The 18,786-nt window shown below is 58.8% G+C and carries 15 protein-coding genes; 10 read left to right on the top strand and 5 right to left on the bottom strand.

Features of this window, described 5'->3' with window-relative positions:
• Nucleotides 1–63: 63 nt before the first annotated feature.
• The gene (locus CKW30_RS11000) at nt 64–2,220 is read left to right on the top strand and encodes a mechanosensitive ion channel family protein (RefSeq protein WP_095180782.1); all 2,157 of its coding nucleotides are present in this window, start codon (nt 64–66) and stop codon (nt 2,218–2,220) included.
• A gap of 47 nt (nt 2,221–2,267) precedes the next feature.
• Here CKW30_RS11000 and CKW30_RS10995 read toward each other — a convergent pair whose 3' ends face one another.
• Nucleotides 2,268–2,543, bottom strand: a complete 276-nt coding sequence (locus CKW30_RS10995) for a bacteriocin immunity protein (RefSeq protein WP_290127533.1) — start codon at nt 2,541–2,543, stop codon at nt 2,268–2,270.
• Nucleotides 2,518–4,425 (bottom strand): S-type pyocin domain-containing protein, encoded by a 1,908-nt coding sequence (locus CKW30_RS10990; protein ID WP_095180781.1) that lies wholly within the window; start codon nt 4,423–4,425, stop codon nt 2,518–2,520. The genes CKW30_RS10995 and CKW30_RS10990 overlap by 26 nt, the downstream gene beginning before the upstream one ends.
• A gap of 304 nt (nt 4,426–4,729) precedes the next feature.
• Between CKW30_RS10990 and CKW30_RS10985 the strand changes: the two genes are divergently transcribed.
• The gene (locus CKW30_RS10985; protein ID WP_095180780.1) at nt 4,730–6,064 is read left to right on the top strand and encodes an amidohydrolase; all 1,335 of its coding nucleotides are present in this window, start codon (nt 4,730–4,732) and stop codon (nt 6,062–6,064) included.
• 459 nt (nt 6,065–6,523) lie between these two features.
• Here the strand turns inward: CKW30_RS10985 and phnR are convergent, their stop codons facing one another.
• Nucleotides 6,524–7,237, bottom strand: a complete 714-nt coding sequence (gene phnR / locus CKW30_RS10980) for a phosphonate utilization transcriptional regulator PhnR (RefSeq protein ID WP_016773745.1) — start codon at nt 7,235–7,237, stop codon at nt 6,524–6,526.
• A 350-nt stretch (nt 7,238–7,587) separates the two neighbouring features.
• Here phnR and CKW30_RS10975 point away from each other — a divergent pair, with 350 nt between their 5' ends.
• From CKW30_RS10975 to CKW30_RS10950, 6 genes are all read left to right on the top strand, one after another.
• A complete protein-coding gene (locus tag CKW30_RS10975; RefSeq protein WP_041479304.1) occupies nt 7,588–8,655 on the top strand; it encodes an ABC transporter substrate-binding protein in 1,068 nt (355 codons plus the stop codon).
• Nucleotides 8,656–8,788: 133 nt separating this feature from the next.
• Nucleotides 8,789–9,595 (top strand): alkaline phosphatase family protein, encoded by an 807-nt coding sequence (locus tag CKW30_RS10970; RefSeq protein ID WP_095180779.1) that lies wholly within the window; start codon nt 8,789–8,791, stop codon nt 9,593–9,595.
• A 5-nt stretch (nt 9,596–9,600) separates the two neighbouring features.
• Nucleotides 9,601–10,437, top strand: coding sequence for an ABC transporter permease subunit (locus CKW30_RS10965; RefSeq protein WP_161984092.1), 837 nt, complete (start codon nt 9,601–9,603; stop codon nt 10,435–10,437).
• Nucleotides 10,424–11,224, top strand: a complete 801-nt coding sequence (locus tag CKW30_RS10960; protein WP_016773742.1) for an ABC transporter permease — start codon at nt 10,424–10,426, stop codon at nt 11,222–11,224. The genes CKW30_RS10965 and CKW30_RS10960 overlap by 14 nt, the downstream gene beginning before the upstream one ends.
• On the top strand, nt 11,221–12,210 hold the full coding sequence (locus tag CKW30_RS10955) for an ABC transporter ATP-binding protein (RefSeq protein ID WP_095180778.1): 990 nt from the start codon (nt 11,221–11,223) through the stop codon (nt 12,208–12,210). The genes CKW30_RS10960 and CKW30_RS10955 overlap by 4 nt, the downstream gene beginning before the upstream one ends.
• Nucleotides 12,211–12,244: 34 nt before the next feature.
• The gene (locus CKW30_RS10950) at nt 12,245–12,898 is read left to right on the top strand and encodes an HAD family phosphatase (RefSeq protein ID WP_095180777.1); all 654 of its coding nucleotides are present in this window, start codon (nt 12,245–12,247) and stop codon (nt 12,896–12,898) included.
• Between the two features lie 97 nt (nt 12,899–12,995).
• On the opposite strand, the gene CKW30_RS10945 is transcribed toward CKW30_RS10950, so the two are convergent.
• Nucleotides 12,996–13,958, bottom strand: a complete 963-nt coding sequence (locus CKW30_RS10945; RefSeq protein WP_095180776.1) for a zinc-binding dehydrogenase — start codon at nt 13,956–13,958, stop codon at nt 12,996–12,998.
• A 138-nt stretch (nt 13,959–14,096) separates the two neighbouring features.
• Here CKW30_RS10945 and CKW30_RS10940 point away from each other — a divergent pair, with 138 nt between their 5' ends.
• Together CKW30_RS10940 and CKW30_RS10935 are read left to right on the top strand one after the other, a co-directional pair.
• Complete coding sequence (locus tag CKW30_RS10940) at nt 14,097–16,181, top strand: carboxy terminal-processing peptidase (protein ID WP_177434207.1); 2,085 nt, start codon at nt 14,097–14,099, stop codon at nt 16,179–16,181.
• A gap of 118 nt (nt 16,182–16,299) precedes the next feature.
• The gene (locus CKW30_RS10935; RefSeq protein ID WP_095180774.1) at nt 16,300–18,081 is read left to right on the top strand and encodes a bifunctional diguanylate cyclase/phosphodiesterase; all 1,782 of its coding nucleotides are present in this window, start codon (nt 16,300–16,302) and stop codon (nt 18,079–18,081) included.
• Nucleotides 18,082–18,192: 111 nt separating this feature from the next.
• Here CKW30_RS10935 and CKW30_RS10930 read toward each other — a convergent pair whose 3' ends face one another.
• Nucleotides 18,193–18,588 carry a hypothetical protein gene (locus CKW30_RS10930; RefSeq protein WP_095180872.1) on the bottom strand — a complete coding sequence of 132 codons (396 nt, stop codon included), beginning with the start codon at nt 18,586–18,588 and terminating at the stop codon, nt 18,193–18,195.
• Nucleotides 18,589–18,786: the final 198 nt, after the last annotated feature.

The raw sequence follows: 18,786 nt of genomic DNA, 5'->3' as shown, positions 1-18,786 counted from the left end.
TCGCATTGAGCCAAAGGGCCTCGTACACTCCAGCGCATCCGCCTATCGCGAGGTTGTCTTCTGGTGTTCGCTCGTCTTTTTGCTTTGCCCGGTCTGCTGCTTGTCTGCCTGATGACGCTGCTGCCGCTGGCGCCCGCCCAAGCGGTCGGTCTGCCCGGCCTGCTCAACACTTCCAAACCGCAGCCTGAAGCCGTGGAACCCCTCGGCCAGTCACTGGACGAAGTGATCAAGTCGCTGGAAAACGACAAGCAACGCGCGCAGTTGCTCAGCGATCTGAAGAAGCTGCGCGACGCTACGAAGAAAGCTCAAGCCACCCCGGAAGAAGGCGTACTGGGCCTGATCGGCGGCACCCTCGCCAGCTTCGAAAAACAGTTTTCCGGCGCCGACAGCCCGCTCACCCGCTGGTCCAACGAATTCGATCTGGCCAAGGACGAACTGACCAGCAAGCTGCTGCCGGCCAATGAATGGCTGCCGATCATCTTCGGTTTCGCAGTGATCCTGATGGTCTGGAGCCTGCTCGCCGCCGCGCTGATCTGGCTCAGCCACCGCGTGCGTCTGCGCTTCGGCCTCACCGAAGAACTGCCGCAACACCCCAAGGCCCTCGACATGCTGCGCTTTGCCCTGCGCAAGCTCGGGCCGTGGCTGATCGCGTTGGTAATGACGGTGTACATGAGCTACGTGCTGCCGTCTTCCCTGGGCAAAAGCCTGGCGATGGTGCTGGCCTATGCCTTGGTGGTCGGCACCTGTTTCTCGGCGATCTGCGTGATCGCCTTCTCCCTGCTCGACGGCCCGCATCGCCATCGCGCGCTGTACATCCTGCGTCATCAGGCGTTTCGGCCGCTGTGGCTGATCGGCAGCTTCGCCGCGTTCGGTGAAGCGCTGAGCGATCCGCGTCTGGTCGAGAGCCTGGGCGTACATCTGGCGCACACCGCCGCGACCACGGCCAATGTGCTTGCGGCGCTGTCGACCGGCCTGTTCATTCTGCGATTCCGCCGACCGATCGCGCACCTGATCCGCAACCAACCGCTGTCGCGGCGCCTGACCCGCCGCGCCCTCAGCGACACCATCGAAATCCTCGGCACCTTCTGGTACGTGCCGGCACTGGTGCTGGTCGGCATCTCGCTGTTCGCCACGTTTGTCTCCGCCGGCGACACCAGCACCGCGCTGCGCCAGTCGCTGATCTGCACGGTGCTGCTGGTGTTGTGCATGGTTATCAACGGCCTCGTGCGCCGCCATTCGCTGAAACCGCAACGCGGGCCGAAACGCCATGCGCTGTATTCGGAGCGACTGAAAAACTTCTTCTACACCCTGACGCATTTGCTGGTGTGGCTGATCTTCATCGAACTGGGCCTGCGCGTCTGGGGCCATTCGCTGATCGCGTTCGCCGAAGGCGATGGCCATGACATCAGCGTCAAACTGTTCAGCCTGATCGGCACGCTGATTTTCTCCTGGCTGATCTGGATCCTCGCCGACACCGCCGTGCACCACGCCCTCATCCGCTCGCGCAAAGGCCTGGCGAATGCACGGGCGCAGACGATGATGCCGTTGATCCGCAACGTGCTGTTCGTGGCGATTTTCATCATCGCGCTGATCGTCGCGTTGGCGAACATGGGCATGAACGTCACACCGCTGCTGGCCGGTGCCGGCGTGATCGGTCTGGCCATCGGCTTCGGCGCGCAGTCGCTGGTCGCTGACCTGATCACCGGCCTGTTCATCATCATCGAAGACTCGCTGGCCATCGACGACTACGTCGACGTTGGCGGCCACCTCGGCACCGTCGAAGGCCTGACCATCCGCACCGTACGCCTGCGCGATATCGACGGCATCGTCCACACCATCCCGTTCAGCGAAATCAAAAGCATCAAGAACTACTCGCGGGAATTCGGCTACGCGATCTTCCGCGTCGCCGTGCCATACAACATGGAAATCGACGACGCGATCAAACTGATGCGCGACGTCGGCCAGAAGATGCGCAGCGATCCGTTGCAGCGCCGCAATATTTGGTCGCCGCTGGAGATTCAGGGTGTGGAAAGTTTCGAGTCCGGCAGCGCGATTTTGCGCGCACGGTTCAAGACTGCGCCGATCAAGCAGTGGGAAGTTTCCCGGGCGTTCAATTTGTCGCTGAAAAGGCAACTGGATGAGGCGGGGTTGGATCTGGCGACACCAAGGATGAGTGTGCAGGTGATTACGCCTGGGGTGGAAATCAAAAAGGAAAGCTGAACAGAGATGGCCCCCTATTGGAAGATAAAGCCAATAGGGGGTTGCTTTTATTTATCTTTGAAACCGGGTTTACCATTAGCGGAACGCCAGTTTTTCACCTCCAAGACAACATTTTCAGGCCCATCCTTACCTTCCTCCGGGTAGTAAATCAAATCGTAACCAGATGGATGTTCAACTAGGCGAGAGAACTCAAGAATGGCAGCAATTTGTTGCTTCTCTGTTGTAAACCCGGAATCATATATTTTCCTGACAAACTCAAGAAAATCTTCCTCTCTCATATCCTGTATCGACCTCATATCAAAGCCCTTTATGAATTTCAACATGCGCTTTCGGGGTAACGATATTTATGTTGTCAGCATTATATAAATCCCCTCCCTCGGCCAAGCCGACCTTATGATGCAGTTCGTATTTCACTCTTGCTCCTGCTGAATCGTTCATTCTAACTATCGGGGCTTTGCCCTTTTTCATTTCGTTCAAACTTGTTTCATTAAATAAGTCAGCCAGTTTTTCGTCATTGAAAACAGCTTTCCAGAATGTTTCTCTGAATGCTCTGAAACTGTTGAACTGACGACCCCGTAACTGATCAGCAATGTGCGATGGGATTGGCGCCCCATCACCCTGCGCAGCAGCCCCTAGCCATCCACCCGCAACCGGCGCTCCATGACCACTCGCCACCCCTGGATCATTGCGTCGATCCCGGAACATGACGTACTGCGGTGGCAGGCCCGATTCCGACGGGAAGACCAGAATGAAGTCGTCGAAACGAATGCTGCCCCGCCCTGGGTGAGCGTCGATCCGTCCTTCAATCGGTACGAGGTTGCCGCCGATATATCGCGGTGGGGACGGATTCTCGATGGGGAACAGCGTTGAACTGTCTGCCGGCGTTACTGCGGGAGTCCAGACCGCGGTTGTCGGCGGGATGTCAGTGAGGGTCGCGCTGTAAGTGTTGTTCCCTGCGTTGAAATCAGCTGCAACCACGCGAACGCCGGAAGGCCGTTTTGTCCCCGCTACCGGAACGACAAGCAGTTCGGCGAGAGAGCCCGTCAGCGGCCGGGCGCTCAAACGTACCGGCAGATTCAGTCGTGCTCTTTCGCTTGCCAGCTTGCCCAGATCAGGCAGTTGACCGGGCAGCAGATCTGCCAGTGGGAGGCTGAGCAGAAAGCGTTCAGGCAATTCCCCATTACCCAACACCGGGGAGTAGACAAACGCACTTACCCCCACCATCAGACCGGACGCCGTGCCGGCAGCCAGCCCCGATAAACCGGCCACCGCCGCGCGAATCGAAGCGGTAAAACCCGCCATCAGGTTGTCGGCAATCGCGACCGCACCCGCGGACGTCGCAAATACCAGTTGGGCGTGGCTGATATTGCCCTGAAAGCGCAACAGGCTACTGTGCCCACCGGAGGTGTCCTGCCGGCGCTTTTCCTCAGCAACCCTGCGTGCTTCGGCCTCAGCCTCAAGCGCTGCCTGTTCCTCGGCACGCTTGCGCTCTAGTGCCTCAGCCGCCAAACGGGCCTGTTCCTCTTCGAGCCGCCTGATTTCATCGGCCGCGGCCTGCCGCGCCAGCTCCTCCGCCTGCCGCCGCGCCTGCTCTTGAGCGACGCGGGCCTGTTCCTGTGCAACCTGCCTGGCGTATTCCGCCGCCAACCGCGCCTGCTCCTGAGCGATCCGCTCGGCTTCCTGCGCTTGCACCACGGCAATCATGCCCTTGACCGTGGCCGACTGGCTGTTCAACACGCCAATGCCTTCAACCAGTAACTTGGCGTTGAACAGAGCGCTATAAGCCTGCCGTACGCTGACGCTGGCGCTTCGCCGATTGACTTGCGGTAAGCGGCCTCCGTTGAAAAAGGTTTCAACCTGGGCGTGGCCGAAACGTTCGATGGCCACGTCCTTGGCCACCAAAAGCGCACCAAACTTCCTGGCGATCAGGGAATCCCTGAATTGCATCTCCCGCGCCAGCGCATCCAAAGGCGGCAAGACACTTTGATCACCTGCCGCCCGCGCTTCTGCCAGTTCATTTTCAATGACCTGAGCAATATTCCTGGAAGTATCTTTATAGATACTTTCCATATCGAGTATTTCACCCAACGGCGCAAAGTTAATGCCTGGTCCCGAGCCGTCCCCTGCACCTAAATAATGTAAATATTCATCTTGTTTATCCGGACGCACAACAATCGGCGGAAGCGTTATTCCATTACGCTGCATTTATAAGTCCTCCATGGACAATAGTTTTGTCGCACTGACCCGTTACCCTCAAACAGCCAATAACGTGACCGGCACCTGGAGAAATTTATGGAAATAGATGTTGTGCGGTGCGGTACATGGTTATCGCCCGCGTTTTATCTGTCACGCCGGACGAAACTGATAAAGCGGTAGGAGTTTTCGCTGATAACTTATGCTCAAACGTAAATCTGTCGGAGCGCATAGCGCTTTCCGGACCCGATCGCACTTGCGTGCAAAGCCTTTGTCACAGGCAAGGAAGCCAACAACAATAATCAAGGAGAAACCCATGCAACTGACGCGCATTGCCCAGACCCTTTTGCTCACCCTGGTCGCCAGCCACGCCAGTGCCGCGACGATGGACAGCGCCCGCACGCGCATCGCCGAGCAGGCGCAGAAGCTCGAACCGGAGCTGCTGGAAACCCGCCGCGACCTTCACGCTCATCCGGAGCTCGGCAACACCGAAAAACGCACCTCTGAGCTGGTCGCCAAACAGTTGCAAGCCATGGGCCTGGAAGTGAAAACCGGCGTCGCCCGCACCGGCGTAGTGGCCGTGCTCAAAGGCGCCCTGCCCGGCCCGACCGTGGCCCTGCGCGCCGACATGGACGCGCTGCCGGTCAAGGAAGTCTCCGACTTGCCGTTCGCTTCGAAAGCCAAAGGCACGTATCTCGACAAGGAAGTCGACGTCATGCATGCCTGCGGCCACGACGCCCACACCGCCATCCTGCTCAGCGCAGCGAAAATTCTGACGGGCATGCGCGACACCCTGCCCGGCACCGTGGTGTTCTACTTCCAGCCCGCCGAAGAAGGCCCGAGCGACTTCATTCCCGACGGCAAAAACACCTGGGGCGCGAAGATGATGGTCGAGGAAGGCGTAATGAAATCGCCGAAACCAGACGCAGTGTTCGGGCTGCACGTCTGGGCCGGCGTCCCCGCCGGCCAGATCGCCTACCGCCCCGGCCCGACCCTGGCCAGCTCCGACGACCTGCGCATCAAGATCCACGGCAAACAAACCCACGCCGGCCGCCCCTGGGATGGCATCGACCCAATCACCGTCGGCGCGCAAACCATCGTCGGCCTGCAAACCGTGGTCAGCCGCCGCACCGACATTTCCTCTTACCCGTCGGTGGTCAGCATCGGCACCATCAACGGCGGCACCCGCTACAACATCATCCCCGAATCACTCGACATGACCGGCACCATCCGCTCCTACGACTACGGCATCCGCCAGAAACTGCACAGCGACGTACGCCAGACCATCGAGAAAATCGCCGAAAGCGGCGGCGCCAAAGCCGACGTCACCATCATCGAAAAATACGACCCGACGATTAACAACCCTGCACTAACCGAGAAAATGCTGCCGACATTGAAGTGGGCGGCCAAGGATGATGTGGTGCAGGGACCGCTGGTGGGTGGGGCGGAAGATTTCTCGTTCTTCGCCAAGGAAGCGCCGGGACTGTTTGTGTTTCTTGGAGTGACCCCGAGGGACCAGGACATGAGCAAAGCCGCGCCGAATCACAATCCGGGGTTCTTTGTGGATGAGTCGGCGCTGGTGGTTGGGGTGAGGACACTGGCGTCGTTGGCGACGGATTATCTGTATGGGAATGCGGCGGTGGGCAAGTAGGAAGGGGTGACTGTGAGGGCGCTTTCGCGAGCAGGCTCGCTTCCCACAGAAAAGCGAAAGCAAAAACAAAAGATCGCAGCCTTCGGCAGCTCCTACACACGATGAGCGTTAGCTCGAGCACCGCTTTTGATCTTGATCTCGGAGCCCGTCGGCAGGCTGAGTGGAGGGATTGAACCGGGCGTGGGAGCGCAGCGACCGTACGACGCAGTCGTACACAGCGAGTGTAGGTGCAGCGAAGCAAACCGGAGCCGCTGCGCCAGGATCGATCCCGCAGCGAAGGAACCCCGAGCCCCAGCGAGCGGGCCGAACGTCAGGGCGCAGCCTTTTGGTTACTTTTTGGCGTTTGAAAAAGTGACCCGCCGTAAGGGCGGAACCATAAGAAGCCGTTACCGCAGCAACGGATATTCACCCAAACCCCCAAAACCTGGTCGGCCCAAAGGCCGCCAAGGTCAAAAAAGATCAAACCACATCAACCCCTACGTGAATCGCATCATGCCGCCAAAACTCCAGATCACAATCAATCAGCCGCCCATGCTGATCATAATTGACCCGAGCAATCCTCAATCCCGGACTCCCCACCGACACCCGCAAAGCCGCCGCCGCATCGACAGATAAAGACGTAGGCACAATCTCAAACCGCACCCGCCCATAGTGCAAATCGAAATGCCGCGCATACAACTCAGTGATCGACTGATTCAGATCAAACTCAAGAATCCCCGGAAAAAACTGCGGATTCAGGTAGTGCTCGACATACAACACCAGTCGCCCATCAATCCGCCGCGAGCGGCAAATCTGGATCACGCTCGACAACGCCGGCAGCTGCAACCACGCACACACCGCCGCCGACGCCGGCTGCAACCGCGCCGAAATCACCTCGGTCGACGGCTCACGCCCCTGCGCACTGACCATGGCGTGAAAATGACTGCGCTGCATCAGGTTGTACGCCAGACGCGGCGGCGACACGAACCAGCCGCGCCGCTCCTCACGATAAATCTGCCCTTGCGCCTCCAATTGCAACAGCGCTTCACGCACAGTGATCCGCGTCGTCCCGAACAACTCGCTGAGCTTGCGTTCAGCGGGCAACTTGCTCCCGGCCGCCAGCAAACCATGATCGATCTGCTCCTGCAGCACCTGGCCAATCGCTGTCACCGCTTTCGTTGCCTCATCGCGCATCAACGTTACCTATCTGGACTAGACCAGCACTGTTTCAGGGCAAATCCGGGCGCTGCTCAGAGCGCTTTCGTGTGTTGCAAGCCTAGGCAGTGCAGATGACCGACAGATGACAAAAACCACCCAACGGTCGTTTTCACGGCTTGCAATACATCGGCCAAGTCCCTTGCGTATCGGGCCTGCGTCATGGTCTACGCTTGTTTGGCAACGGCCAATCCCGGGCGGAGAAAAGATCAGCCACAAGGCCATCGACATCAAAATGTCATCCAGCCCGCCTAAATTGGCTCAGGTATTGCTGACCTAGACCAACCCAACCGCAATCGCAGCGTTGAACACGACCAAGGAGCTTCGGAATGAAACAGCTTTTCCTGGCAACACTGTTAGGCTCGACCATTGCAATGTGCAGCGCCGCCATGGCGGCCGACACCGATCTGAAAACCCTCGAAGCCGCTGCGAAAGCGGAAGGCGCCGTCAATAGCGTCGGCATGCCCGACAACTGGGCCAACTGGAAAGGCACCTGGGATGATCTGGCTGCGAATTACGGCTTGAAACACATCGACACCGATATGAGTTCGGCTCAGGAAATCGCCAAGTTCGCCGCTGAAAAAGACAACGCCACCGCCGACATCGGCGACGTCGGTGCTGCCTTCGGCCCGATCGCGGTCAAGCAAGGCGTGGTGCAACCGTACAAGCCAAGCACTTGGGATCAGATTCCGGACTGGGCCAAGGACAAGGACGGCAACTGGGCACTGGCCTACACCGGCACCATCGCCTTCATCGTCAACAAGAAGCTGCTGAACGGCTCCGACGTGCCGACCAAATGGGCTGACCTGAAAACCGGTAAATACAAAGTCTCCATCGGCGACGTGAGCACTGCTGCCCAGGCCGCCAACGGTGTCCTCGCTGCCGCACTGGCCAATGGCGGTGACGAGAAAAACATCAAGCCTGCATTGCTGCTGTTCGCCGACCTCGCCAAACAGGGTCGTCTGTCGATGGCCAACCCGACCATCGCCACCATGGAAAAAGGCGAGATTGAAGTCGGCGTGGTCTGGGACTTCAATGGCCTGAGCTACAAAGCCAAGATGGCCAACCCGGATGATTACGTAGTGCTGATTCCATCCGACGGCTCGGTGATTTCCGGCTACACCACGATCATCAACAAGTACGCGAAAAACCCCAATGCCGCCAAGCTGACGCGCGAATACATCTTCAGCGACGCCGGCCAGACCAACCTCGCCCGCGGCAACGCCCGGCCGATCCGCGCCGAACACCTGCAACTGCCGGAAGACGTGAAAGCCAAACTGCTGCCGAACGAGCAATACAAAAACGTTACGCCAGTCAAGGACGCCGACGCGTGGGAAAAGACCTCCAAAGCCCTGCCGCAGCAGTGGAACGAAGAAGTCATCGTAGAGATGAAGTAATCCTTCATCTGTAGGAGCTGCCGAAGGCTGCGATCTTTTGATCTTGCCCTTTAAAAGCAACATCGAAAGATCGCAGCCTCCGGCAGCTCCTACACAGATTGGTTCCAGATTTGTTTTCGGAGTTCTTGCCCCTATGAAGCACAACGTCATCCTTGTCGTGCTCGACGGCCTCAACTACGAGGTTGCGTGTCACGCCATGGGGCATCTGCAGGCTTATGTTGGCGCAGGACGCGCGGCGCTCTATCAACTGGAGTGCGAATTGCCCGCCCTGTCCCGACCGCTTTACGAATGCATTCTCACCGGCGTGCCACCGATCGGCAGCGGCATCGTCCACAACAATGTCTCGCGCTTGTCCAACCAGCGCAGCATCTATCACTACGCCCGCGATGCCGGGTTGAAAACAGCCGCTGCGGCGTATCACTGGGTCAGCGAGTTGTATAACCGCTCACCGTTCGTGGCCGCGCGCGACCGCCACACCAACGATCCGACGCTGCCGATCCAGTACGGCCACTTCTACTGGAACGATCATTATCCGGATTCGCACCTGTTCGCCGACGCGGAGAACCTGCGCCTGCGTCACGCGCCGGATTTCCTCCTGATCCACCCGATGAACATCGACGACGCCGGGCACAGGCACGGCCTCGACAGCTCGCAATACCGCAACAGCGCGCGCTCGGCTGACGTCATCCTCGCCGACTATCTGCAGAGCTGGCTCGACGCTGGTTATCAGGTATTGGTGACCGCAGACCACGGCATGAACAACGATCGTTCGCACAACGGCCTGCTGGCGGAAGAACGTCAGGTGCCGCTGTTCGTCCTCGGTGAGGCGTTCAGCCTCAACACTGACGCCACTCCGAAGCAGACCGAGCTCTGCGGCACGGTTTGCGAACTGCTCGGCGTGCCCCACGACAAACCTGTGTGCCGGGAGCTGCTCAAGTGAATGCCATGAATCGCGGCAAATGGCTCGCGGCGCTGTGTCTGGTGCCCTTCGCGCTGTTCTTCATCGTCTTCGAAATCGCCCCGCTGGTCTGGGTGATGATCAACAGCCTGCAATCGGAAGAGTCCGGCTGGGGCCTGGCCAACTTCAGCAAGATCTTCGGTTCGAAGTTCTATCGGCAGGCAATCCAGTACAGCCTGGAGATCAGTTTCTGGTCGAGCGTATTCGGCATCATCATCGCCGTGCTGGGTGCGTATTCACTACGCCGCGTCGATTCGAAGCTGCGCAACTTCGTGAATGCCTTCGCCAACATGACCAGCAATTTTGCCGGCGTGCCGCTGGCGTTCGCCTTCATCATCCTGCTCGGTTTCAACGGCAGCATCACCATCATGCTCAAGCAGTCGGGGATCATTCAGGACTTCAACCTGTATTCGAAAACCGGCCTGATCATCCTCTACACCTACTTCCAGATTCCCCTCGGCGTGCTGCTCCTCTACCCGGCTTTCGACGCTCTGCGGGAGGACTGGCGCGAGTCCGCCGCACTGCTCGGCGCCAACGGCTGGCAGTTCTGGCGGCACATCGGCCTGCCGGTGTTGACCCCGGCGTTGCTCGGCACGTTCGTGATCCTGCTGGCCAACGCCCTCGGCGCCTACGCCACGGTTTATGCGCTGACCACCGGCAACTTCAACGTTCTGCCGATCCGTATTGCGGCGATGGTCTCCGGCGACATTTCCCTTGACCCGAACCTGGCCAGCGCGCTGGCGGTGGTGCTCGTGGCGCTGATGACCATTGTCACCGTCGTGCATCAATTGCTGTTGAAGAGGAGCTACCATGTCTCGCGCTGAATCCGGCCCGGCCGGCCTCTACCACCGCGTCGTGGTCTATCTGCTGTTCGCCATCCTGTTGTTGCCGCTGCTGGGCACGCTGGTCTATTCGATCGCCAGCAGTTGGTCGGCAACGATTCTGCCGAGCGGCTTCACCTTCAAGTGGTACATCCAACTGTGGAGCGATCCGCGCTTTCTCCACGCATTCGGGCAGTCGCTGATCGTCTGTGTCGGCGCGCTGGTGTTATCGGTGGTGCTGATCCTGCCGCTGCTGTTTGTCGTGCATTACTACTTTCCGAAACTCGATGCGCTGATGAACATCCTCATCCTGCTGCCCTTCGCGGTGCCGCCGGTGGTGTCCTCGGTGGGGCTGCTGCAGCTCTACGGTTCCGGGCCGATGGCGATGGTCGGCACACCGTGGATTCTGATCGGCTGCTACTTCACCGTAGCGCTGCCGTTCATGTACCGCGCGATCACCAACAACCTGCAAGCGATCAACCTGCGCGACCTGATGGACGCCGCGCAACTGCTCGGCGCCAGCACCTTTCAAGCGGCGTTTCTGGTGGTGCTGCCGAACTTGCGCAAAGGCCTGATGGTGGCGCTGCTACTGTCTTTCTCGTTCCTCTTCGGTGAGTTCGTGTTCGCCAACATTCTCGTCGGCACCCGCTACGAAACCCTGCAGGTGTACCTGAACAACATGCGCAACAGCAGCGGCCACTTCACCAGTGCGCTGGTCATTTCGTATTTCTTTTTCGTGCTGGTCCTGACCTGGATCGCCAACATCTTGAACAAGGACAAAAGCGAATGAGCTACGTCAGCGTCCAACACCTGCAGAAAAGTTATGCCGGCACCACGGTATTCAGCGACATCGATTGCGAGATCAACAAAGGTGAGTTCGTCACCCTGCTCGGCCCGTCCGGGTGCGGCAAGTCGACTTTGCTGCGTTGCATCGCCGGCCTGACCCCGGTGGATGGCGGCAAGATTTTGCTCGATGGCGTCGACATCGTGCCGTTGAGTCCGCAAAAACGCGGTATCGGCATGGTCTTTCAGAGCTACGCGCTGTTCCCCAACATGACCGTCGAACAGAACGTCGCCTTCGGCCTGCGCATGCAAAAGGTCAACGCCGATGACAGCCACAAGCGCGTCTCTGAAGTGTTGAAACTGGTTGAACTGCACGACTTCGCCAGCCGCTATCCGCATCAACTGTCAGGTGGGCAGTGCCAGCGTGTCGCCCTCGCCCGGTCGCTGGTGACCCGCCCGCGCTTGTTGCTGCTGGATGAGCCGCTGTCGGCGCTCGACGCACGGATTCGCAAACACCTGCGCGAACAGATTCGTCAGATCCAGCGCGAACTCGGCCTGACCACGATCTTCGTCACCCACGATCAGGAAGAAGCGCTGACCATGTCGGACCGGATTTTCCTGATGAACCAGGGAAAGATCGTCCAGAGCGGCGACGCCGAAACCCTCTACACCGCTCCGGTCGATGTATTCGCCGCCGGCTTCATCGGCAACTACAACCTGCTCGACGCCGATGCCGCCTCGAAGCTGTTGCAACGGCCGGTCAACCACCGCATCGCCATCCGCCCGGAGGCCATCGAACTGAGCCTTGACGGCGAACTCGACGCGCAGATCCGCAGCCACAGCCTGCTCGGCAACGTCATTCGCTATCGCGTCGAAGCACGCGGCGTGGAACTGGTGGTCGACGTACTCAACCGCTCCGCCGCCGATCTGCATCCCGACGGACAACGCCTGGCACTTTCCATCGATCCGACGGCCCTGTGTGAGGTAGCCTGATGACTTTGCTGACGTTGAAGAGAGAACTGCACTGATGGCCCTGGCAATTTTTGATCTGGACGAAACGTTGATCCACGGCGACTGCGCCACCCTCTGGAGCGAGCAGATGGGGCGCCTGGGCTGGGTCGATCCCGAGTCGTTCATGCGCAAGAACAACGAACTGATGGACGCCTACAGCCATGGCAAATTACGCATGGAAGATTACATGGCGTTCAGCCTCGAACCGCTGATCGGCCGTACGCCAGAAGAAGTCGAGCACCTGGTCGGGCCGTGGGTTGAAGACTTTATCGAACCGATCATCTTCAGCGACGCGACCAAAACCATCGCCGCGCACCGCAAGGCCGGCGACCGGATTCTGGTGATCTCGGCGTCGGGCACGCACCTGGTCAGACCGATTGCCGATCGACTCGGCATCGACGAGATTCTAGGGATTGAACTGGAAGTCGCGCACGGCGTTTACAGCGGCCATACCGTGGGCACGTTGACCTACCGCGAAGGCAAGATCACTCGCCTGCTGGAATGGCTGGACGCCGAAGAAGAAAACCTCGAGGGCGCGAGTTTCTATTCCGATTCGCGCAATGACTTGCCGCTGCTGTTGAAAGTGGATTTTCCACACGTGGTCAATCCGGATCCGGTGCTACTCGAGCACGCGGAAAAATCCGGCTGGCCGATCCACCTCTGGAAATAAAAGCAAAAGATCGCAGCCTTCGGCAGCTCCTACCTTTGAAATACGGTGCAACTGTAGGAGCTGCCGAAGGCTGCGATCTTTTGACCTTGCTTTGCTGTCAGCTCAAACCCTCATTGATCACCAGCACCAACTTGCCCGCCACCGTATTGCTCGCCAGTTCGGCAAACGCTGCTTCGGCATCCTTCACCGCAAAGGCTCTGGCCAATTGCGGACGCAAGCGGCCCTCGGCAAACAGCGGCCACACATGCTGGCCCAGATCACTGAGCAGATCGGCCTTGAATTGATCGCTACGGCTGCGCAACGTCGAGCCGAGCAGTTGCACACGCTTGGCCAACACCTGCGCCAGATCCAGTTTCGCCTCGCGCCCGCCCATCAAACCGATCAGCACCCAACGTCCGTCCAGCGCCATCAGCTTGAGGTTCAGCGCCGCATAATTGCCGCCCACCGGGTCGAGAATCACATCGAACGGCCCGAAGTCGCGCAGGCTTTCAATTTCATCGGTGCGCACCACGCCGCCCTGCGCACCCAACGCTTCGCAGTAAGCCAGGCGTTCGGCGGAACCGACGCTGACCCAGCACGGGTTGCCGAAGGCTTTGCACAGCTGAATGGCGGCTGAACCGATTCCACTTGCGCCGGCGTGCAGGAGAATTTTCTCACCGGGTTTCAGCGCTGCAAGTTGAAACACATTCAGCCAGACGGTGGCGTACACCTCGGGCAATGCCGCCGCCTCGATCAGCGAAACACCTTCGGGCACGGGCAGCACATGCCGTCCGTCGACGACCACCTCTTCGGCCATGCCGCCCCCGGCCAGCAAGGCGCAGACCCGGTCACCGACTTGCCAGGACGAGCCCGCGCCGACCTCGCTGATCACCCCGGAGCACTCAAGACCAAGCACTTGGCTGACCCCGGGTGGTGGCGGATAAAGCCCTGCTTTCTGTAATAAATCGGCGCGATTGAGGCCGGCTGCCGCCACCCGGATGCGGACTTGTCCTACATCGCACGTCGGACTCGGCTCTTCAACCCATGCCACTTGACCTTCAACGCCTTGCAATGCCTTCACACTGCCTCCATAGTGAGTCTGGACTGAGCCCGAAGCTGTAGCGCCGGGCTTTTTGCATTATGCGACCGGCTCTCAAAGAACCGGCGACTTCAAAGACGGCCTAATATGCGTTATCAATTGTCCCCGCGTCGAATCAGCATGAAGCATCTGCTCCCCAGCACCGCCCTCGCTCTTTTCATCGGTATCGGCCTGTTGCCGGTGTCGGGCACCACATTCGCAGCCAACAGCTGGGACAAGTTGCAGCCTGATCGCGATGAAGTCATCGCCAGCCTGAACGTCGTCGAGTTGCTCAAGCGTCACCACTACAGCAAGCCGCCGCTCGATGATGCGCGCTCGGTGATCATCTACGACAGCTACATCAAGCTGCTCGACCCGTCGCGCAGCTATTTCATGGCCAGCGACATCGCCGAATTCGACAAGTGGAAGACCCAGTTCGACGACTTCCTCAAAAGCGGCGACCTCAACGCCGGGTTCACCATCTACAAGCGCTATCTGGACCGCGTCAAAGCGCGTCTGGACTTCGCCCTTGCCGAGCTGAACAAAGGCGTCGACAAGATGGACTTCAACACCAAGGAGACCTTGCTGATCGATCGCAAGGACGCGCCTTGGCTCAAGTCCACCGCGGAACTCGACGACCTCTGGCGCAAACGCGTCAAGGACGAAGTGCTGCGCCAGAAGATCGCCGGCAAAGACCCGAAGCAGATCCAGGAAACCCTGACCAAGCGCTACAAGAATCAGCTGGCGCGCCTCGACCAGACCCGTGCCGAGGACATTTTCCAGGCGTACATCAACACCTTCGCCATGTCCTACGACCCGCACACCAACTATCTGTCGCCGGATAACGCGGAAAACTTCGACATCAACATGAGTCTGTCCCTCGAGGGCATCGGTGCCGTGTTGCAGAGCGACAACGATCAAGTGAAGGTCGTGCGTCTGGTGCCGGCAGGCCCGGCGGACAAGACCAAGCAAGTCGCTCCGGCCGACAAGATCATCGGCGTCGCCCAGGGCAACAAGGAAATGGTCGACGTGGTCGGCTGGCGTCTGGACGAAGTGGTCAAATTGATTCGCGGTCCTAAAGGCACCGTGGTGCGTCTGGAAGTCATTCCGGCGAGCAATGCGCCGAACGACCAGACCACCAAGATCGTGCCGATCACCCGTGAAGCGGTGAAGCTCGAAGACCAGGCCGTGAAGAAGTCGATTCTCAGCCTGAAACAGGACGGCAAGGACTACAAACTTGGCGTGATCGAGATCCCGGCCTTCTACCTCGACTTCAAGGCATTCCGTGCCGGCGATCCGGACTACAAGAGCACCACTCGCGACGTCAAGAAGCTGCTGACCGAGCTGCAGAAGGACAAAGTCGACGGCGTGGTCATCGACTTGCGCAACAACGGCGGCGGCTCCCTGCAGGAAGCCACCGAGCTGACCAGCCTGTTCATCGACAAAGGTCCGACCGTACTCGTGCGTAACGCCGACGGCCGTGTTGACGTGCTCGAAGATGAAAACCCGGGCGCGTTCTACAAAGGCCCGATGGCGCTGTTGGTCAACCGCCTGTCCGCCTCGGCCTCGGAGATCTTCGCCGGCGCCATGCAGGACTACCATCGCGCATTGATCATCGGCGGCCAGACTTTCGGTAAAGGCACTGTGCAAACCATTCAGCCGCTGAACCACGGCGAACTGAAACTGACCCTGGCCAAGTTCTACCGTGTCTCCGGGCAGAGCACCCAGCATCAGGGCGTACTGCCGGACATCGACTACCCGTCGCTGATCGACACCAAGGAAATCGGCGAAAGTGCCCTGCCGGAAGCCATGCCGTGGGACACCATTCGCGCGGCGATCAAGCCGGCGGCCGATCCGTTCAAGCCGTTCCTCGCCCAGTTGAAGTCCGAACATGACTCGCGCACCAACAAGGATGCCGAGTTCGTGTTCATCCGCGACAAGCTGGCCCTGGCGCAGAAACTGATGGAAGAAAAAACCGTCAGCCTCAACGAAGCCGATCGTCGTGCCCAGCACGCCGACATCGACGCCAAGCAACTGGCGATGGAGAACATCCGTCGCAAGGCCAAAGGCGAAGAACCGCTCAAAGAGCTGAAGAAAGAAGACGAAGACGCACTGGCCGCTGCCGAGCCGGACAAGGTCAAACCGGAAGACGATGCCTACCTGAGCGAAACCGGGCGCGTGCTGCTGGATTACCTGAAACTGAGCAATCAGGTGGCCAAGAAGTAAGTGATGGCAATTTAGTGCTGACGATCCCCGGATCGTCATCAAACAGTCATCATTCTGTCGTGCAATAAAGGACCAGGAGCAAGCGCTCCCGGTCCTTTTTTTATCGCCAGAGACTGCCATGACCACGACCGAACAGCTGAGCGCCTTGAGCTCGATCCTGACTCAAAGCGGTTTACACAGCCTGTTCCAGCCGATCATCTGTCTTTCCGAACGCCGCATTCTCGGTTACGAAGCCCTCACCCGTGGCCCGTCCAACAGCCCTCTTCACTCTCCGATTGCCCTGTTCGCCGTGGCGCGACAGGCTGGTCGATTGAGTGAACTGGAAATCGCCTGCCGACAAAGCGCCTGCCGACGGTTCAATGAGCAGCAACTGCCGGGCAAGCTGTTCCTTAACGTGTCTCCAGAATCCTTGCTCGAAGCCGCGCACCAACCCGGGCGTACGTTGCAACTGCTGCAGGACTTGGGCATTGCGCCGAGCCAAGTGGTCATCGAGCTCACCGAGCAGACGCCAATCGATGACTTCCAGTTGCTGCAAACCGCCCTGCATCACTACCGGGCGATGGGTTTTTCCATTGCGCTGGACGACTTGGGCGCAGGGTATTCGAGCCTGCGCCTGTGGTCGGAATTGCGTCCGGATTACGTGAAGATCGACCGGCACTTCATTGATGGCATTCATCAGGATGCGTTGAAAAGAGAGTTTGTCGGTTCGATTCTGCAAATTGCCAAAGCCTCGCGCGCGCAAGTCATCGCCGAGGGCATCGAGCTACCGGAAGAACTCGCGGTGCTGACTGAAATGGGCGTCGACCTGGTGCAGGGCTACCTGCTCGGCCGCCCTCAGGAACATCCGTCCCGCGACGCTCGCGCGATGATGCCCAAACACGACAGCAGCGCCGTCGCGCTGAATGACGAAGGCAGCGACCTCAGCGCCCTGCTCAACGACCAGCCCGCCGTGCAACGCGATACGCCCACCGCGACGGTACTGGAAGCCTTCCGCCGCCAGGCCAACCTCAATTCGCTCGCGGTGCTCGACGAACAAGGCCAGCCCTGCGGCATCGTCCATCGCCACTCGCTGTCGGACGCACTGCTCAAACCGTTTGCCACCGATCTGTTCGCGCGCAAACCGATCAGCCGCCTGATGAACGATGATTTCCTCGCCGTGGAAATCAGCCAGTCGCTGCAGCAAGTCAGCCGCCTGATCACCAGCCGCGCCCGCCAGCGCATCGAAGAAGACTTCATCATCACCCTCAACGGCGGTTATCTAGGCCTCGGCCGGGTGATCGACGTGCTGAAACTGATCACCGAACTGAAAATCCAACAGGCGCGCTACGCCAATCCCCTCACCCTGCTGCCGGGCAACGTACCGATCCAGCAGTGCCTCACCCGCCTGCTGCAACAGGCCCGCGAATCGATGATCTGCTACGTCGACATTGACAGCTTCAAACCCTTCAACGACATCTACGGCTACGGTCGCGGCGACGAAGTCCTGCTCTGCCTCGCCCAATGCCTCAACGAACGCATCGACCCCACCCGCGACTTTGTCGGTCACATCGGCGGCGACGACTTCCTCCTCGTCCTCGGCCCCGAAGACTGGCGCAAACGCCTCAACCAACTGCTCGACGATTTCCAAAGCCAATGCCGCCGGTTCTATCGGCCCGAGCATCTGGAAGCCGGTTGTTTTGTAGCGCCAAACCGACAGGGTGTGCGGCAAGAATTTGCGTTGTTGTCGTTATCGATCGGGGTGGTGCATCTGCGACCTGAGGCTTGTGCAGCGCTTGATGCCAGCCAGCTTGCGGAGATGGCTTCGCAGGCTAAGCATCATGCGAAGGGGGTTGTGGGGTTTAGTGTGTATTTGCTCGATGCTGTAGCGCCTCCGGTGCAGACAACACAGTTAGTTGGTTAAACCCGGCACAGTAGCGCATCATGAACTCCATTTAGTTCAAAATCAAAATCTAGCAATCAGATGGCACCCTCTTCAGATACGGGAGGTGTACTAAGTAGTGACTACTAATTCTCAATCTATCGGATAGTCGCAAGCCCAAGGGGGAACGAACAACTCTGGATTGATCCCATTCAATTCAAGAAAGGCATTTATTTCGTCCTCCGCCTCCATTTTTTTCAGTTTTGTAATTGTGGTATCGCTAGCACCAAAACTATCTCTGGTTTCCGAAATATGAACTGGCACGGTGAACTCAATGAAGACGAACTTAGAGCTCTTGGAATCCTCAAGGAAGTCGTAATAGCGTTCTCCTGGGTGCCTATCCATAAAATTCAAGTGATACACCGCATAAATGGCAGCCCATTTCCGAAGCGAACGATCATGCGAAGGCATCTCTCGGGCTATCTCTGTGTAATTTCTAGCTTCCTGCCCCCACCATACTTTTCTAGAAATCACTTTGTAAATGCTCATTTTTCCGTTTGATGAGGCTCGCCCCATATTACTCTCGTGTGAATTCGTTAGTTCACAGACTCCATCAACATCGCGTTGTGTGCTCTACGCCGGCGGTGGCAATGGACTAATCAAATCGGATACCCGCACCGCCATGGGGGGCAGAATAATTCCGGATTGATCGCGAGCCGTTCCAAAACCGTATAGATATCCTCCTCA

Source organism: Pseudomonas sp. Irchel 3F6 (assembly GCF_900187595.1).
In the GTDB taxonomy this organism is placed as follows: Bacteria; Pseudomonadota; Gammaproteobacteria; order Pseudomonadales; family Pseudomonadaceae; genus Aquipseudomonas; species Aquipseudomonas siliginis.
Note: the sequence above shows the minus strand (reverse complement) of the source record. Positions and strands in the feature narration are given on the sequence as shown.

Bases quoted from the DNA above. Each gene is read 5' to 3' on its own strand.
- CKW30_RS10995 (WP_290127533.1), bottom strand. From the start codon at position 2,543: ATGTTGAAATTCATAAAGGGCTTTGATATGAGGTCGATACAGGATATG.
- CKW30_RS10990 (WP_095180781.1), bottom strand. From the start codon at position 4,425: ATGCAGCGTAATGGAATAACGCTTCCGCCGATTGTTGTGCGTCCGGAT.
- CKW30_RS10985 (WP_095180780.1), top strand. From the start codon at position 4,730: ATGCAACTGACGCGCATTGCCCAGACCCTTTTGCTCACCCTGGTCGCC.
- phnR (WP_016773745.1), bottom strand. From the start codon at position 7,237: ATGCGCGATGAGGCAACGAAAGCGGTGACAGCGATTGGCCAGGTGCTG.
- CKW30_RS10975 (WP_041479304.1), top strand. From the start codon at position 7,588: ATGAAACAGCTTTTCCTGGCAACACTGTTAGGCTCGACCATTGCAATG.
- CKW30_RS10970 (WP_095180779.1), top strand. From the start codon at position 8,789: ATGAAGCACAACGTCATCCTTGTCGTGCTCGACGGCCTCAACTACGAG.
- CKW30_RS10965 (WP_161984092.1), top strand. From the start codon at position 9,601: ATGAATCGCGGCAAATGGCTCGCGGCGCTGTGTCTGGTGCCCTTCGCG.
- CKW30_RS10960 (WP_016773742.1), top strand. From the start codon at position 10,424: ATGTCTCGCGCTGAATCCGGCCCGGCCGGCCTCTACCACCGCGTCGTG.
- CKW30_RS10955 (WP_095180778.1), top strand. From the start codon at position 11,221: ATGAGCTACGTCAGCGTCCAACACCTGCAGAAAAGTTATGCCGGCACC.
- CKW30_RS10950 (WP_095180777.1), top strand. From the start codon at position 12,245: ATGGCCCTGGCAATTTTTGATCTGGACGAAACGTTGATCCACGGCGAC.
- CKW30_RS10940 (WP_177434207.1), top strand. From the start codon at position 14,097: ATGAAGCATCTGCTCCCCAGCACCGCCCTCGCTCTTTTCATCGGTATC.
- CKW30_RS10935 (WP_095180774.1), top strand. From the start codon at position 16,300: ATGACCACGACCGAACAGCTGAGCGCCTTGAGCTCGATCCTGACTCAA.
- CKW30_RS10930 (WP_095180872.1), bottom strand. From the start codon at position 18,588: ATGAGCATTTACAAAGTGATTTCTAGAAAAGTATGGTGGGGGCAGGAA.